This window comes from Cupriavidus sp. USMAA2-4 (assembly GCF_001854305.1).
Taxonomy (GTDB): domain Bacteria; phylum Pseudomonadota; class Gammaproteobacteria; order Burkholderiales; family Burkholderiaceae; genus Cupriavidus; species Cupriavidus malaysiensis.
The window spans coordinates 2,065,903-2,081,555 of the sequence record NZ_CP017748.1 but is presented as its reverse complement, the minus strand read 5'-3'; the positions used below and the strand labels follow the sequence as shown (position 1 = coordinate 2,081,555).

Sequence of the window (15,653 nt, the reverse complement as noted above, 5' to 3'; positions counted from 1 at the left end):
GCGGGCCTGCTACCAGCCGGCGTAGCGCTCGCGCGCGTCGTGCCCGGAGAAGTGCTCGGCGAGGAAGTCGACGAAGGCACGCACCTTGGCCGACAACTGGTCGCGGCTCAGGTAGACCGCGTGGATATCGGCCGGTGGCGCGGCCCAGTCCGGCAGCACCTGGCGCAGGCGGCCCGAGCGCAGCAGGGGCGCCACGTCCCATTCCGAGCGCAGCAGGATGCCGTGTCCCTGCAGGGCCCAGCCGACCGCCACCTCGCCGTCGTTGGTGGCGGCCGGCCCACGCACCTTGACGGTTTCCTGCCGGTTGGCCGACTGCAGCTGCCAGTTGCCGTAGGCGCTGTCGCTCTCGCGGATCACGATGCAGCGGTGGCGTTGCAGTTCACGCGGCGAGGCGGGCGCGCCATGGCGTTCCAGGTAGGCCGGCGCGGCGCACAGCAGGCGCCGGTTCGGCGCCAGCCGGCGTGCGCTCAGGCGCGCGTCCGGCAGGTCGCCGACGCGGATGCCTACGTCGAAGCCTTCCTCCGCCAGGCTGAGCGGGCGGTCGCTGAGCTGCAGCTGCACTTCGACCTCGGGGCAGGCCAGCAGGAAGGTGCCCACGGCCGGAGCCAGGTGGCGGCGCCCGAAGCCCAGCGTGGCGTTGACGCGCAGCAGGCCGCGCGGGGCCACGCGGCTGCCGGCCAGTCCTTGTTCGAGCTCGTCGAGATCCGCGAGGATGCGGCTGCCCTGGGCGAGATAGGCCTCGCCCTCCGGCGTCACGCTGAGGCTGCGCGTGGTGCGATGCAGCAGGCGCACGCCCAGGCGCGCCTCCAGCGCGGCCAGCCGCTTGCTGGCGGCCGACGGCGTCAGGCCGAGCTGCTGGGCGGCACCGGCGAGGCTGCCGCGCTTGACCAGCAGTACGAAGAAGGCGAGATCGGAGAAGCCATCCATGAGATCGAGCTGATTCGTGAATTCAAGGAACGAATGAAAGTCCGTCGCCGAAATTATATCGGTGGATTCCACGCCTACACTGCGGAGCATGCCGCTGGCGCCGGACCCCGTCCCGGCGCTGCCGGCGGGCCGAGGCCGCGCCGCTGTCCTGCTTGTGCCGGCCTGCGCCGGCTTCGCTTCCACGATCTTCTCTTGCACGACCATTTCATGCCAGGCCGCACGCTCTATCGCAAGCTGGTCGATTCGCACACGGTGTCCGTCCTCGACGCGGACAACGTCCTGCTGTACGCGGATCTGCACATCATGAACGAATACACCAGTCCCCAGGCCTTCGCCGGGCTGGCCGCCCGGGCGCGCGCCGTGGCGCGGCCGGGGCAGCAGGTGGCGGTGGTGGACCACATCATTCCCACCCACGCCGAATCGCCGCGGCGCATCGCCGACCCGGCCTCGGCGCTGCAGGCGCGCAACCTCAAGCGCAACTGCGCACGGCACGGCATCGCGCTGTTCGACAGCGACGATCCGCTGCAGGGCATCGAGCACGTGATCGTGCCGGAGCACGGCATGATCCGGCCGGGCATGGTGGTGCTGTGCGGCGACAGCCATACCACCACCTACGGCGCCTTCGGCGCGCTCGGTTTCGGCATCGGGACCTCCGAAGTCGAGCATGTGCTGGCCACGCAGACGCTGGTCTATCGCGTGGCACGCGACATGCGCATCCGTATCGACGGCCGCCTGCCGGCGGGTACCACCGCGAAGGACCTGATCCTGCACGTGATCGGCCGCATCGGCGCCCAGGGCGCGCGCGGCTACGTGGTGGAATTCTGCGGCGAGGCCATCGGCGCGCTGTCGATGGCGGGGCGCATGACCCTGTGCAATATGGCGGTCGAGGCCGGCGCGCGCGGCGCGCTGATCGCTCCCGACGCGGTGGCGACCGACTATGTGCTGGCGCGCGCTTCCGACATCGGCGCGGCGCAGCGGGCCGCCGCGCTGGCTGCCTGGCAGGCGCTCGCATCGGACCCGCAGGCGCGCTTCGCTGCCGAGCTGGCCTTCGATGCCGCCGAGGTGGTCCCCAACGTGACCTGGGGCACCAGCCCCGACCAGGTGATGGCGGTCGATGCCTGCGTGCCGCATCCGGAAGACTTCGCCGATCCCGCCGCGCGCGCCTCCGCCGCACGCGCGCTGGACTACCAGGGCCTGCGCGGCGGCGATGCGCTCGAGGGCCTGCCGGTGCAGCGGGTCTTCATCGGCTCCTGCACCAACGGCCGCATCGAGGACCTGCGCGCGGCCGCCGCCATCGCGCGCGGCCGCAAGGTTGCCGCGGGCGTGCGGGCGATGGTGGTGCCCGGCTCCGGCGCGGTGCGCGAGCAGGCCGAGCGCGAGGGCATCGCCGCCGTGCTGGCCGCGGCCGGCTTCGAGTGGCGCAAGCCGGGCTGCTCGATGTGCCTGGCGATGAACGACGACGTGCTCGCCCCGGGCGAGCGCTGTGCCTCGACCACCAACCGCAATTTCGAGGGACGGCAGGGCCGCGCCGGGCGCACCCACCTGATGAGTCCCGCCATGGCCGCCGCCGCGGCCGTCACCGGGCGCATCACCGACGTGCGCCGCCTGGAGCCCGTCCATGCCTGAGCACACCGTATCCCCGCATCACGCTTGCGCCGGCGGCGCGGCGCTGACCGTCATCGAAGGCGTGGCCGCGCCCTTGCCGCTGCCCAATCTCGACACCGACCAGATCATGCCCAAGCAGTTCCTGCGCATCATCGACAAGTCGGGGCTGGACCGCGGCCTGTTCCACGATATGCGCTTCGACGAGCACGGCGCGCCGCGCGCGGACTTCGTGCTGAACCAGCCGCGCTATCGCCAGGCCAGCGTGCTGGTGGCCGGCCCCAACTTCGGCTGCGGCTCGAGCCGCGAGCACGCCGTGTGGGGCCTGCAGCAGGCCGGCATCGCCGCCGTGATCGCCTCCGGCTTCGGCGAGATCTTCTATTCGAACGCCTTCAACAACCGCCTGCTGCTGGTGATGCTGCCGCAGGCCGAAGTCGAGCAGCTGCTGCAGGCGCTGCAGTCGGCCGAGTCGCCGCGCGTGCGCATCGACCTGGACGACCTGAGCGTGCGCGCGCCCGGCTTCGCGGCGGGCTTCACGCTTGCCGCGCGCCAGCGCGAGATGTTCCGCCGCGGACTGGACATGATCGGCCTGACGCTGACCCAGGCCGAGGCCATCGCCGGCTTCGCGCGCCGCCATCACGCGCACAGCCCTTGGTTGTACGATGTGGCCGCCGCGACCATGGCGCGCCTGCGGGCCCAGGCGGACGGCCAAGGGCGGCACACAGGGGAGGGGACCGATGTTTGAAGGATTCGAAACGCACCGTATCGTGGTCGGACAGCCGGCGGCGGACGGCGAGCAAGGCGTCGCCATCCACGCGCTGGTCGGCGGACAGGGGCCGGCGCTTCTGCTGCTGCACGGGCATCCGCAGACGCATGTGATCTGGCACAAGGTGGCGGGCGAACTGGCCCGGCACTTCACCGTGGTCGCCACCGACCTGCGCGGCTACGGCGACAGCGGCAAGCCGCGCGGCCTGCCCGACCACGGCAACTACAGCAAGCGCGTGATGGCGCAGGACCAGGTCGAGGTGATGCGCACGCTCGGCTTCACGCGCTTCCGCGTGCTGGCGCACGACCGCGGCGCGCGCGTGGCGCACCGCATGGCGCTGGATCACCCGCAGGCGGTGCTCCGCCTGGTCACCCTCGATATCGCGCCCACGCTGGCCATGTACGAGCAGACCAGCGAAGCCTTCGCGCGCGCCTACTGGCACTGGTTCTTCCTGATCCGCCCGGCGCCGTTTCCCGAGACGCTGATCGAGGCCGATCCGGCGCTCTACCTGCGCCAGACCATGGGCGCGCGCAGCGCCGGGCTGGCGCCCTTCACCGAGGCGGCACTGGCCGAGTACCTGCGCTGCCTGCGCTTGCCCGGCGCCGCGCACGGCCTGTGCGAGGACTACCGGGCCAGCGCCGGCATCGACCTGGAGCACGATCGCGCCGACCTCGCCGCCGGCCGCCAGGTCGAGTGCGAGATGCTGGCGCTGTGGGGCGAGCAAGGCGCGGTGGGACAGTGCTTCGCGCCGCTGGAGGCGTGGCGGCGGGTCGCGCGGCGCGTGCAGGGCCGCGCGCTGCCGTGCGGGCACTACATCGCCGAGGAGGCGCCGGAGCGGCTGCTCGCGGAGGCCTTGCCCTTCCTGCTGGCGGACTGAGCACGCCGGGCCGGGCACCGCTGCGGCGCTGCCTTACACTTGCGGTCTTGCTCACCAGACTGCTTGTCCATGCCGCCCAGGAAGACCACCGCGAAGTCCGCGGCGAACACCGCCGACACCTCTGCCCCGGCTGCCCCGGCCGCGGCCGAAGGGCGTGCCGCCAGCGAGCAGGCCGTGCAACTGCTGGACGCGGCCACCGCCCATGTGCTCGCGCACGGGCTGGGCGACCTGTCGCTGCGCGCCATGGCCGAGGTCCTCGGCACCAGCCACCGCATGCTGATCTACTACTTCGGCTCGGCCGACGGCTTCTGGGAGGCGCTGCTGCGCCGCATCCGCCACGCCGAGCAGCGCGTGCGCCCGGCGCTGGCGGAGGAGGCCGCCGATCCCGCGCGGGTGCTGGAGCTGGCATGGGAACGCTATTCGGCCGACAGCTACCTGCCCATCATCCAGCTGCTGTTCGAGATCTATGGCCGCGCCATCCGCGACCGCGAGCGCTTCCAGGCCTTCCTCGACGATGTGGTCGGCAGCTGGATGGGCGCCATGGCCGACCGCCTGCACCGCCAGCTCGGCCTGCCGCCCGCCGAGGCCCGGCTGCGCGCGCGGGTGGAACTGGCCACCATGCGCGGCCTGCTGCTCGACCTCGTCACCACCGGCGACCGCAAGGGCACCACGGCCGCATTGAAGTACTTCGCCGAGCGGCTGGCACCGGCACCACGCTGAGCCGGCGCCGCCAGGCCGGCGGCGCGACACGCCCCCCGGTTCCGGCGTCGAAGCCGCCTTCCCGCCAGCCGCTCTCCGCCTCCATCGCATCCCGACCCGCCGCTACTTGCCCGGCCGCGCGCCGGCTCCCGGCACCGGCATGACTTCTGTTTTCGTTGCGTGTACCATCTGGTACAGTAAGCATGTACCAAGTGGTACGTAATTCGGTCGGCGGTGCCTGGCGCGCCGCGAGTGCGCCACAAGAGGAGAAGAGGAAATGAGGATGAAGAGACGCCAATGGATGTTGGGCGCGGTGCTGGCCGCCGCGCTGGCTGGCCAGGGCCAGGCGTGGGCCGAGACCTGGCCCGCGCGCCCGGTGCGGCTGGTGGTGCCGCAGGCGGGCGGCTCGGGCAACGACGTGCTGGCGCGCGCGCTGGCCGAGCAGCTCGGGCAGCGCTGGGGGCAGGCCGTGGTGGTGGAGAACCGGCCCGGCGCCAACGGCGTGGTGGCGGTCCAGTACGTCAAGGGCCAGCCGGCCGACGGCTATACCTTGTTCTTTGCCGGGGTGTCCAACCTGGCTTTCAATCCGCTGCTGTACCGCAAGCTGTCCTACGATCCCCAGCGCGACCTGGCCGGCGTGGCGATGCTGGCCAACTCGCCCTTCGTGCTGGTGGCCTCGCCCCGGCTCGGGGTGCATAGCTTCGCCGACTTCCTCAAGCTGGCGCGCGCCCAGCCGGGCGCGCTCAGCTATGCCTCGGGCGGCATCGGCAATTCCACCCATCTGGCCATGGCGCTGGTGGCCGAGCGCACCGGCCTGCGCATGCTGCATGTGCCCTTCAACGGCGGCGGCGGCTCCACCAGCCTGATGGCGGGCGATACGCCGGTGATGATGAACGTGGTAGCCGGCGTGCAGCCCTATATCGCGGGCGGCAAGCTGGTGCCGCTGGCGGTCACCGGCGCGCATCGCCTCGGCGCGCTGCCCGGCGTGCCCACCTTCGGCGAGCTGGGCTATGACGTGGCCGTGCCCGGCTGGTATGCCATCGTCGCACGCGCCGGCACGCCGGCCGCGCTGGTCGAGCGCATCAACGCCGACATCAACGCCGTGATCGGCAGCGCCGCCTTCCGCGACAAGCTCGCCAACCAGTTCCTCGAGCCCATCCAGGGCCCGCCGGCCCTGGTGTTCCAGACCATGCAGCGCGATGCCGCGGCCTGGGCCCCGCTGATCCGCCGGCTCGACATTTCGCTGTAAGCCCGCCCCCTCGGAAACCCCTGTACAGGAGACACCCATGCCGAAGATCACCACCGCCGTACGCGATTACCGCGTCGCCATGATGCGCGAACTGATGGACCGCTGCCGGCTCGACGCCCTCGTCTTCACCACGCCGGACTTCTTCCAGTTCGCCACCAATTTCCAGCTCGACGTGTGGCCCTGGGAACGGCCCGTCTTCGCCGTAGTGCCGCGCGACGGCGAGCCGTTCGCGGTGATGAACGAACTGTCGACCAACCATATGCGTTTCGCCACCGAGCAGCAGACCGTCTGGCTGCGCGACGTCACCTACTACGCCGAGCATCCGCGCGTCTCCCAGCGGCTCGCGCTCGCCCCGCAGCTGCCGGAGCTGCTGGCGTCGAGCCTGGCCGCGCGCGGCCTCGGCGCCAGCCGCATCGGCGTCGACGTCGCCCACCCGCTGCTGGCGGCCGCGCAGCGCTACCTGCCGGAACTGGTGCTGCGCCCGGCCCTGGCCGAGATGCGCGCGATGCGCTGGGTCAAGCATGCGGAGGAACTCTCGGTGATGCGCGCACTGGGCGCGCTGACCGACTGGGTGCAGGACCGCTACCGCGAGAACATCCGCCCGGGCCGGCTGACGCAGGAGCTCGACCACGCCATGTCGGCGCTGATGGTCGAGGAGGCCGCGCGCCGCTTCCCGGGCGAGGACTTCGACATCCTCAAGTGCTGGACGCTGGCCGGCCCGGCCTCGGCCTCGCCGCACGGCGACGGTGCCGCCTGCGGCGCGCGCATCGCCGAGGGCGACACCGTCGTCAACCTGATCCTGCCGCGCCTCAACGGCTACTACGTCGAGAACGAGCGCACCTGGTTCTGCGGACGCCCGGATGATCGGCAGGCGCGCCTGTACCAGGTGGCGGCGCAGGCGACCGATGCCGCCGTGCAGGCGGCGGTCACCGGGCAGCGCGTGTGCGACATGGACGCGGCGGCGCAGGCGGTGATCGAGCGCGCGGGCTTCGGCGACTATGTGTTCCACCGCACCGGTCATGCGGTGGGCCTGATGCTGCACGAATACCCCGAGGACATGGCGTTCAACACGCGCGCCCTGCGGGCGGGCGAGGTGTATTCGGCCGAGCCGGGCCTCTACGTCTACGGACTGGGCGGCTTCCGCCTCGACGACACCGTGGTGGTGGGCAGCGAGCCGGAAGTGATCGTGAAGACGCCGAAGACGCTGGAATACGCCACGGTCGGCTGAGCCGGCCCGCCATCGCGGCCGCTCCGTCCCCGGGCGGGGCGGCCGCGGCCGGGGGCGCGATGGCGCGCAGGCCGCACCGCGCTTCCTGGCCTGCCTCCTGCTGCCAAATGCCACCATCGCCACCCGGCTCCCGCCGGCCCTGGCGCGATGTGTCGGCGAGCCGACAGGGTCCCTTGTTGGCAATTCCCCACGTGATCTATGCTTGCCAGACGGGTGTCATCTTCCTGTGGGCGCGGCGAATTACATACATTCATGGCTGGATGTATAATCGCGGAAGAATTTCCCGAGAGTAGTTTCGTTTGTTGTTGTTTCTGATATGACTTATCGTTTTATCGCCGGCTGCCTGGCTGTCTGGATCGCGGTCTGCACGACCGCCAGCTGGGTGGTCGAGCGCCTCTGGAGCTGACGACCGCAGCCACGAGCCCCTGCGGGCAAGCCGGCGCGATCCGCAACCTGGTTTCGATCATGACGCGAAAAGAAGAAGGTCATCCCCCCGTTTCGCAACGTTCCCGCGTGGGCCTGCTGCGTCCGCGCCTCTTCGCCGCGGCGGCCCTGGCCGCCGGCCTTGCCGGCGCCGCCCACGCCGATCCCACCGTGCAGGCGGCATTCGGCCGCGACCCGAGCCACGGCATCAACAAATACGAAGTCGCCCTGAACTGGGATTCCGGCTTCAACTGGGGCAACCCGGACAGCTGGCTGCTGCGCCTGCAGTGGGAAGTCGAACTGGCCGAGTGGTTTCCCCAGAGCGGCACCAATCGCCACAACGTGACCGAGTTCGGTTTCACGCCGCTGCTGCGGCTGGAAAAGCATGGTTTCGCTGGCTTCGTGCCCTTTCTGGAGGTCGGCGCGGGTGCGCGCCTGCTGAGCAGTACCTATACATCGGACGAGCATCGCTCCGGCACCGCGTTCCAGTTCGGCGACATTTTCGGCCTGGGTGCGATGTTCGGGGCGCGCAACCAGTTCGAGGCCGGCTTCCGCTTCCAGCACGTGTCCAATGCCGGCATCAAGGAGCCGAACCCGGGCACGAACTTCTATACCGGCTACGTCCGCTACCGCTTCTGACGCGGCTCGCCGCGGCGGTGCCGCGGCCGCTCAGGCGGCTCGCGTCGCCGGCTCCGCGGCGCGCATCGCATCGAAGAAGCGCCACAGCCCGGGCGCATCGCTGGTGGCCACATTGAAGCGGATCCATGGCGAGTCGGCCTCGTCGGGCTCGAAGTAGGAGCCCGGCGCCAGCCATACCCCGTGTTCCAGCGCCAGCCTGGCGAGGCGGTTGCCCGACAGCGCCGGCGCGGCGCGCGGGCCGTCCTGGGGCCGCAGCCTGGCCCAGGCGAACATGCCCCCCTCCGGCCGCAGCAGCAGTTCCAGCCCATGCCGTTCCATGGTTTCCGCGATGCGGTCCTGCTGGGCCCGCAGCCGTTCGGCCAGCGCGGCGACGTGGCGTCCGTAGTGGCCGCTGGTCAGCACCGAGTAGACGAGCCGCTCGGTCACTTCCGACGAGGTCAGCCCGACGGCCATCTTGGTGCGGGCCAGCGCCTTGGCCAGCTCCGGGCTGGCCGCCAGGTAGCCCACCCGCAGCGAGGGCGCGATGGTCTTGGAGAAGCCGTTGATATAGATCACGTGCGACAGCCCGTCCATGGCCGCCAGCATGGGCGAGCCGGCCGGCGCCAGTTCGCGGTAGATGTCGTCCTCCACCACCAGCAACCGGTGGCGCTCGGCCAGTTGCAGCACGCGGTGCGCGTTCATGCTGGTCAGCGAGGCACCGGTCGGGTTCTGCAGCACGGTGTTGACGAACAGCATGCGCGGCGCGTGCGCGCGGATGGCATCGTCCAGCGCATCGGTGTCGAGCCCGGCCGCGCCGCGCGGCACGCCGATCACGCGCAGGCCGGCCAGGCGCAGGATCTGCAGCAGGTTGCAGTAGCACGGCGCCTCCACCAGCACGGTGTCGCCCGGGCGCAGCAGCGTGCGCACCACCAGGTCGAGCGCCTGGGTGGCGCCCTGGGTCAGTACCACCTGGCGGGCCTGCACCGGCATGCCGTACTGGCCCAGGCCGGCGGCCACGTGTTCACGCAGGGCGCCGAAACCGAAGGGATGGCCGTAGCCGGACACCTGGGCGGCCGGTACGCGCGATGCTGCGCGCATGGCCTGATGCAGCCCCTCCTCGTTGAGCCAGTCGCCCGGCAGCCAGCCGGCGCCGGCCTTGATCGGCACGGAATGGTCGGCGAAGACATCCGACAGCAGCCAGGCGGCATTCAGTTCCGGGGTCTGCCAGTGCGGTGCCGGCGCCAGTCCCGCCGGCGCGTGCCGGTGCGCCACCGTGTAGCCGGAGCCGGCGCGCGCGCTCAGGTAGCCGAGCGCGGTCAGGCGGGCGTAGGCCTCGGCCACCGTGAAGGTGCTGACGCCGTGCTGCATCGCGAAGCGGCGCACCGAGGGCAGGGCGGCGCCGGCACGCAGCGCGCGGCGCTCGATCAGGGCGGCCACGCCGTTGACGATCTGTTCGGTCAGGGTCTCGCCGCCGCGGCGGCTGCGGTGCAGTTGCAGGGGGATCATGGGACGCTGGTCGCGGTGGATGGCGGCGGATTGGCGGGGGACATCGGTGGCACGAGGGGGCAGCGTGCGGCGGCCCGCGGCGGCTTGTGGCGCAAGCGGCCTGTACAGTCTACGCTGAGGGGGCGGTCGCCGTGAAGCCCCGGCACATGGCCCGGCATGGCCATCGGTGTTGATGCGGCGCAGCGTGCAATCTCCCGGCCCGCGGGCTTTCCAGGCAGTGCCGGGGCGCCGGGACCGCTGCGGCGCAGGCGGCCGGCGGCGCCATTGGGGCGAGTCGGGCCTGTACGCTTCGTGGTGCCTAAACTGTACGGTAAGGTGGAGATTTGCCAACCGTATATTCTGCCGGCCGGCGCCCGTCGGTACAGTGGCCGCATCCGGCATTTTCTGCCCCATTCAACGCGCGCCCGCGCATGCAATCGCTCCGAGGAGGACGTATGGACGCTGCCAAGACCGTGATTCCCGATCTCGACGCCCTGTGGATGCCCTTTACCGCCAACCGCCAGTACAAGGCCGCGCCGCGCCTGCTGGCTTCGGCCAGCGGCATGTACTACAGCACCCACGATGGCCGCAAGGTGCTGGACGCCTGTGCCGGGCTGTGGTGCGTGGCGGCCGGCCACTGCCGCACGGAGATCACCGAGGCGGTGGCCCGCCAGGTGCAGACCCTGGACTATGCGCCGCCCTTCCAGATGGGTCACCCGCTCGCCTTCGAGGCGGCCACCAAGGTGGCCGGCATCATGCCGGCGGGCCTGGACCGCATCTTCTTCACCAACTCGGGTTCGGAGTCGGTCGACACGGCGCTGAAGATCGCGCTCGCCTACCACCGCGCGCGCGGCGAAGGCCAGCGCACGCGCATCATCGGCCGCGAGCGCGGCTACCACGGCGTGGGCTTCGGCGGCATGGCGGTGGGCGGCATCGGTCCCAACCGCAAGATGTTCTCGGCCAACCTGATGCCCGGCACCGACCACCTGCCGGCCACCCTCAACATCGCCGAGGCGGGCTTCTCCAAGGGGCAGCCGCAGTGGGGCGCCCACCTGGCCGATGACCTCGAGCGCATCCTGGCGCTGCACGACCCGTCCAACGTCGCCGCGGTGATCGTCGAGCCGCTGGCCGGCTCGGCCGGCGTGCTGGTGCCGCCGGTGGGCTACCTGGAGCGCCTGCGCGAGATCACCAGCAAGCACGGCATCCTGCTGATCTTCGACGAGGTCATCACCGCCTTCGGGCGCCTGGGCGCGGCTACCGCGGCCGAGCGCTTCCAGGTGACCCCGGACCTGATCACCATGGCCAAGGCCATCAACAATGCCGCGGTGCCGATGGGCGCGGTGGCGGTCAAGCGCGAGGTGCATGACGCCGTCGTCAACGCCGCCGCCGCCGGTGCCATCGAACTGCCGCACGGCTATACCTACTCGGCCCATCCGCTGGCCTGCGCGGCCGCCATCGCGGCGCTGGACATCTATGCGCGCGAAAACCTGTTCGGCCGCGCGGCCGCGCTGGCGCCGGCCTTCGAGGCGGCAGTGCATGGCGTGCGCGGTGCGCCGCACGTGAAGGACATCCGCAACCTGGGCATGGTCGCCGGCATCGAGCTGGAACCGCGCGCCGGCCAGCCCGGCGCACGCGGTTACGAGGCCTTCCTCAAGTGCCTGGAGCGCGGCGTGCTGGTGCGCTATACCGGCGACATCCTCGCCTTCTCGCCGCCGCTGATCATCGACGAGGCCCAGATCGGCGAGATCTTCGACACGGTGCGCAAGGTCCTGCAAGAGTTGCCGTAACGCAGCGCGGGCGCCGCGCGCTGCCTCCGGCGGCGCGTCCTCCGCGCCGCCGGCCGATGTGCCTGACACCGCCACGGCGAGTCCCGCCGCGCCGTGGCGGTCGTCCCCCAGCGGGGCTTCCTCCTGCCACCCGCCGTCCTCCCGGCACCGTTTGTCTCCCTTTCTTCCCCCTGCGCGCCCCCTTCCCGCGAGCCTTTCCCTGCCGCCACGATGCCGCGCGGCTGTCATTGGCTGCCATTCCCCGCTTACCCCGCCAATGTGATGCCCGCGCGTCCCGCGCAGGAGTAAACTAGCGCGTTTTTGCCGCCGGCCCGGTTTCCAGGCCGGTGGCGCCGCCGCATCACGTAGCGCATCCGCCGCGATCCGGCCGGGCGCGCCGCGCGCATGCGGCACCAGCCGCCCGGGCCGCTGCGCCGGCCAGGGCGATTTCATTAGATAACCGGGGCCGGCATGCCAACAGCGTGCCGGCGCGACGGACGGTCGACCAGGCTGCCGCGGACCCGGATGCCAATGCGCCCGCCGGACGTGCCGCCTTCACCGGGGCCGTCCCATGCGAACGCGGCGGCGGATGCAGGAGACCCTTTTCATGAGTTTGTTTCGTACCAAGGATATCGACGCCATGCTGGCCGAAAGCCGCGTGGGTGGACTGAAGAAAGTACTGGGTCCGCTGGACCTGGTGCTGATGGGCATCGGCGCCATCGTCGGCACCGGCATCTTCGTGCTGACCGGTACCGGCGCCCTGACCGCCGGCCCCGCGCTGACGGTGTCCTTCGTCATCGCCGCCATGGCCTGCGGCTTCGCCGCGCTGTGCTACGCCGAGTTCGCCTCGGCGATTCCCGTGTCCGGCTCGATCTACACCTATAGCTATGCCACCCTGGGCGAAATCATCGCCTGGATGATCGGCTGGGACCTGCTGCTCGAGTACGGGCTGGCCACCTCGGCGGTATCGGTGGGCTGGTCGGGCTACTTCCAGTCGCTCGCATCCGGCTTCGGCCTGCACCTGCCGGCGGCGCTCACCGCGGCCCCGGGCGCGGTGCCCGGCGTGCACACGGTGTTCAACCTGCCGGCCTTCCTCATCATGCTGGCCATCACCTGGGTGGTGTCCTACGGCGTGCGCGAGTCGGCGCGCATCAACAACCTGATGGTGGCCATCAAGATCGGCGTGGTGCTGCTGTTCATCGCCGTAGGCGTGTGGCACGTCAAGCCGGCCAACTGGCATCCGTTCGCGCCGTTCGGCTTCACTGGCATCTTCAATGCGGCGGCGCTGGTGTTCTTCGCCTTCATCGGCTTCGACGCCGTGACCTCGGCCGCCGAGGAAGTGCGCAACCCGCGCCGCGACCTGCCGATCGGCATCGTCGGCTCGCTTGCGGTCTGCACCGTGCTGTACGTGGTGGTGGCCGCCATCATGACCGGCATCGTGCCCTATGCCCGCTTCGCCGGCATCGACCACCCGGTCTCGCTGGCCTTGCAGGTCGCCGGCGAGAACTGGGTGGCGGGCTTCGTCGACCTCGGCGCCATCGTCGGCATGACCACGGTGATCCTGGTGATGACCTATGGCCAGACCCGCATCATCTTCGCCATGTCGCGCGACGGACTGCTGCCGGCCAGGCTGTCGTCGGTGCATCCGGTCCACGCCACGCCCTTCTTCGCCACCTGGACCGTGGGCATCGTCTTCGCGCTGATCGCAGCCTTCGTGCCGCTGGCGGTGCTGGCCGAGCTGATCAATATCGGCACGCTGTCGGCCTTCTCGCTGATCTCGATCGCGGTGCTGGTGCTGCGGCGCACGCGCCCGGACCTGCCGCGCGCCTTCCGCTGCCCCGGCGTGCCGGTGGTGCCGCTGCTGTCGGTCGCTTTCTGTGTGTTCCTGATGGCGCACCTCGAGCCGCTGACCTGGGTGGCTTTCCTGGTCTGGCTGGCGCTCGGCCTGGCCATCTACTTCCTCTACGCGCGCCGTAACGCCGTCCTGCACGGCAAGGCGCCGGCGCGCTCCGCCGGCTGACGGGCCCGCCCCGCCGCGTCAGCCGCGGGACCCGGCCTCGCGCAGGAAGGCCTGGGCCCGCGGCTCCTCCACATAGGCCGCGTTGATGCGCACCCAGGGCGTGGTCTCGCCGCCCGGGCGGAAGAAGTTGCCCGGCGCCAGCGCGATATCGTAGCGTTCGCCCAGGCGGGTCAGCTCGCGCGAGTCCGCCATGCCCGGCGGCCGCGCCCACAGGAAGTTGCCGCCCGCCGGTTCGCAGAACACCTCCCAGCCGCAGCCGTGCAGCCGCTGTACCGCGCCCGCCAGGGTCTGGCGCACGCGCAGGCGCAGGCGTTCGACATACTTGCGGTAGGCGCCGCGCTCCAGCAGTGCCGCCGTCACCGCCTCGGCGAACTGCGAGCCCGCCACGCTGGTCAGCACCTTGACGTCCACCAGGTCCTTGACCAGGCGCTTGTCCGCCACCACGTAGCCCACCCGCAGCGAAGCTGACACGGTCTTGGAGAAGCCGCCCACGTAGATCACGTGCTCGAGCTGGTCGAGCGTGGCCAGGCGGTCGGTGAAATGGGTCTGGAAGTCCGAGAAGATGTCGTCCTCGACGAAGCGGAAGCCATGGCGGCGCGCCAGTTCCAGCAACCGGAACGCGACCGGCGGCGCCAGCGTGGAGCCGGTCGGGTTCTGCAGCACGCTGTTGGTGAAGAACAGCTTGGGCCGGTGCTCGCGCAGCAGTGCCTCGGCGGCATCCGGGTCGGGGCCGTCCGGCGTCTGCGGCACGCCGACCAGCCGCACGCCGTGCAGCCGCAGCAGGCCGAACAGGTTGTAGTAGCCGGGGTCCTCGACGAAGACAGTGTCGCCAGGCTTGAGCAGGTGGCGCACGATCAGGTCCAGCGCCTGGCTGGCGCCGGTGGTGATCAGCACCTGCGGCAGTTCTGCGCCGATGCCGAGCTGGCGTACCCGCGTCAGGACCTGCTGGCGCAGTTCGGCATGGCCGAGCGGGGTGGCGTAGTGGATCACGCTGTCGATGTCGGTGCGCGACACCTGGCGGATCGCCTGGGTCAGTCCGTCCACGTCGCGCCAGCTCTCGGGGACGAAGCCGCCGGCCAGCTTGAGCGTGCCGCTGGGGTGGTGGAACTGCTCGATGATGTGATCGGAGAGATCCTCGGCCAGGCTGGGATCCGACCAGCCGCGCCCGGCGCGCCGCGTCAGCGGGCTGTCGGCGACGAAGAAGCCGGAGCCCTGGCGCGAGTCGAGCAGGCCCTGCGAGACCAGGCGATCGTAGGCCTCGATCACCGGGAAGCGGCTGATGCCGTGTTCGGACGCCATCTGCCGGATCGAAGGCAGGCGCGTGCCGGGGCGGGCGTCGTGCGAGCCGAGCCAGTTCTTGACGGCGAGGATGATCTGCTCGGTCAGCGGCACGCCGCCGGCGGGGTCGAGGCTCAGTTTCAGCATGGAGGGCGGTGCGCAAGGCCCCGGCAGCGGCCGGCGGCGGAAAGTGTCAGCAGAAACCACTGAACAGTTCATGGAAAACTGTTCGCAACTGTGCATGGGATTGTAGTGTGCCGTATGAATAATGGAAGGCCGGTGAATCAGCAGGCAAGGCGAACGGCAAGGAGGCGATCATGCGCGAACTACGGACCTACGAACTCGACGGAGCGGGGATACCCGTGAGCTGGCGCGTGCGCCACGGCGAGCGCGTCACCGCGCTGGCCGGCCGCCTCTGGCTGACCCTGGAGGGGGGCAGCGCCGACATCTGGCTGCGCCCTGGCGAAAGCTTCGACCCGCCCGAGGGCGACCGCGTGTGGCTGTCGGCCGAGCGCGGCGGCGCCCGCTTCGAGCTGGCCTACACGCCGGCCGCGCTGTCGTGGCGCCGCCTGCTGTTCGCGGCGCTGCTGCTCGCGCGCCGGCTGCGCGCGCCGCGCACGGCCGCTTTCGGCGACTGCCCGCAAAGCGGGCGCTGAAGGGCGAAACGAGGCGCGAACGGAAGCGAGGCGCGAACGGCAGCGCGTACCGGCCCGCT

At 71.0% G+C, this 15,653-nt stretch carries 13 protein-coding genes; 10 read left to right on the top strand and 3 right to left on the bottom strand.

What is annotated here, in order from left to right:
• Positions 1-9 precede the first annotated feature (9 nt).
• Positions 10-927 (bottom strand): LysR family transcriptional regulator, encoded by a 918-nt coding sequence (locus tag BKK79_RS09135; protein WP_071010830.1) that lies wholly within the window; start codon positions 925-927, stop codon positions 10-12.
• Positions 928-1,134: 207 nt separating this feature from the next.
• Between BKK79_RS09135 and leuC the strand changes: the two genes are divergently transcribed.
• From leuC to BKK79_RS09100, 7 genes are all read left to right on the top strand, one after another.
• On the top strand, positions 1,135-2,553 hold the full coding sequence (gene leuC / locus BKK79_RS09130) for a 3-isopropylmalate dehydratase large subunit (RefSeq protein ID WP_071038480.1): 1,419 nt from the start codon (positions 1,135-1,137) through the stop codon (positions 2,551-2,553).
• On the top strand, positions 2,546-3,274 hold the full coding sequence (leuD, locus tag BKK79_RS09125; protein WP_071037561.1) for a 3-isopropylmalate dehydratase small subunit: 729 nt from the start codon (positions 2,546-2,548) through the stop codon (positions 3,272-3,274). The genes leuC and leuD overlap by 8 nt, the downstream gene beginning before the upstream one ends.
• Entirely contained in the window at positions 3,267-4,172 is a 906-nt protein-coding gene (locus BKK79_RS09120; RefSeq protein WP_071037560.1) for an alpha/beta fold hydrolase, read from the top strand. Before leuD ends, BKK79_RS09120 begins: the two co-directional genes overlap by 8 nt.
• 69 nt (positions 4,173-4,241) lie before the next feature.
• The gene (locus tag BKK79_RS09115) at positions 4,242-4,892 is read left to right on the top strand and encodes a TetR/AcrR family transcriptional regulator (RefSeq protein WP_071010833.1); all 651 of its coding nucleotides are present in this window, start codon (positions 4,242-4,244) and stop codon (positions 4,890-4,892) included.
• Positions 4,893-5,154: 262 nt separating this feature from the next.
• Positions 5,155-6,120, top strand: coding sequence for a Bug family tripartite tricarboxylate transporter substrate binding protein (locus tag BKK79_RS09110; protein ID WP_071037559.1), 966 nt, complete (start codon positions 5,155-5,157; stop codon positions 6,118-6,120).
• Positions 6,121-6,157: 37 nt separating this feature from the next.
• Entirely contained in the window at positions 6,158-7,348 is a 1,191-nt protein-coding gene (locus BKK79_RS09105; RefSeq protein WP_071037558.1) for a M24 family metallopeptidase, read from the top strand.
• Positions 7,349-7,813: 465 nt separating this feature from the next.
• The gene (locus tag BKK79_RS09100) at positions 7,814-8,410 is read left to right on the top strand and encodes an acyloxyacyl hydrolase (RefSeq protein ID WP_083383921.1); all 597 of its coding nucleotides are present in this window, start codon (positions 7,814-7,816) and stop codon (positions 8,408-8,410) included.
• A 30-nt stretch (positions 8,411-8,440) separates the two neighbouring features.
• Here BKK79_RS09100 and BKK79_RS09095 read toward each other — a convergent pair whose 3' ends face one another.
• On the bottom strand, positions 8,441-9,895 hold the full coding sequence (locus BKK79_RS09095; protein ID WP_071037557.1) for an aminotransferase-like domain-containing protein: 1,455 nt from the start codon (positions 9,893-9,895) through the stop codon (positions 8,441-8,443).
• 434 nt (positions 9,896-10,329) lie between these two features.
• On the opposite strand from BKK79_RS09095, the gene BKK79_RS09090 reads away from it, so the two are divergent.
• Both BKK79_RS09090 and BKK79_RS09085 read left to right on the top strand, forming a co-directional pair.
• Positions 10,330-11,661 (top strand): aspartate aminotransferase family protein, encoded by a 1,332-nt coding sequence (locus BKK79_RS09090; RefSeq protein ID WP_071037556.1) that lies wholly within the window; start codon positions 10,330-10,332, stop codon positions 11,659-11,661.
• 586 nt (positions 11,662-12,247) lie between these two features.
• A complete protein-coding gene (locus tag BKK79_RS09085; protein WP_071010839.1) occupies positions 12,248-13,660 on the top strand; it encodes an amino acid permease in 1,413 nt (470 codons plus the stop codon).
• An 18-nt stretch (positions 13,661-13,678) separates the two neighbouring features.
• On the opposite strand, the gene BKK79_RS09080 is transcribed toward BKK79_RS09085, so the two are convergent.
• Positions 13,679-15,082 (bottom strand): aminotransferase-like domain-containing protein, encoded by a 1,404-nt coding sequence (locus tag BKK79_RS09080; RefSeq protein ID WP_071038479.1) that lies wholly within the window; start codon positions 15,080-15,082, stop codon positions 13,679-13,681.
• A 173-nt stretch (positions 15,083-15,255) separates the two neighbouring features.
• On the opposite strand from BKK79_RS09080, the gene BKK79_RS09075 reads away from it, so the two are divergent.
• Positions 15,256-15,594, top strand: a complete 339-nt coding sequence (locus BKK79_RS09075; protein WP_071010840.1) for a DUF2917 domain-containing protein — start codon at positions 15,256-15,258, stop codon at positions 15,592-15,594.
• Positions 15,595-15,653: the final 59 nt, after the last annotated feature.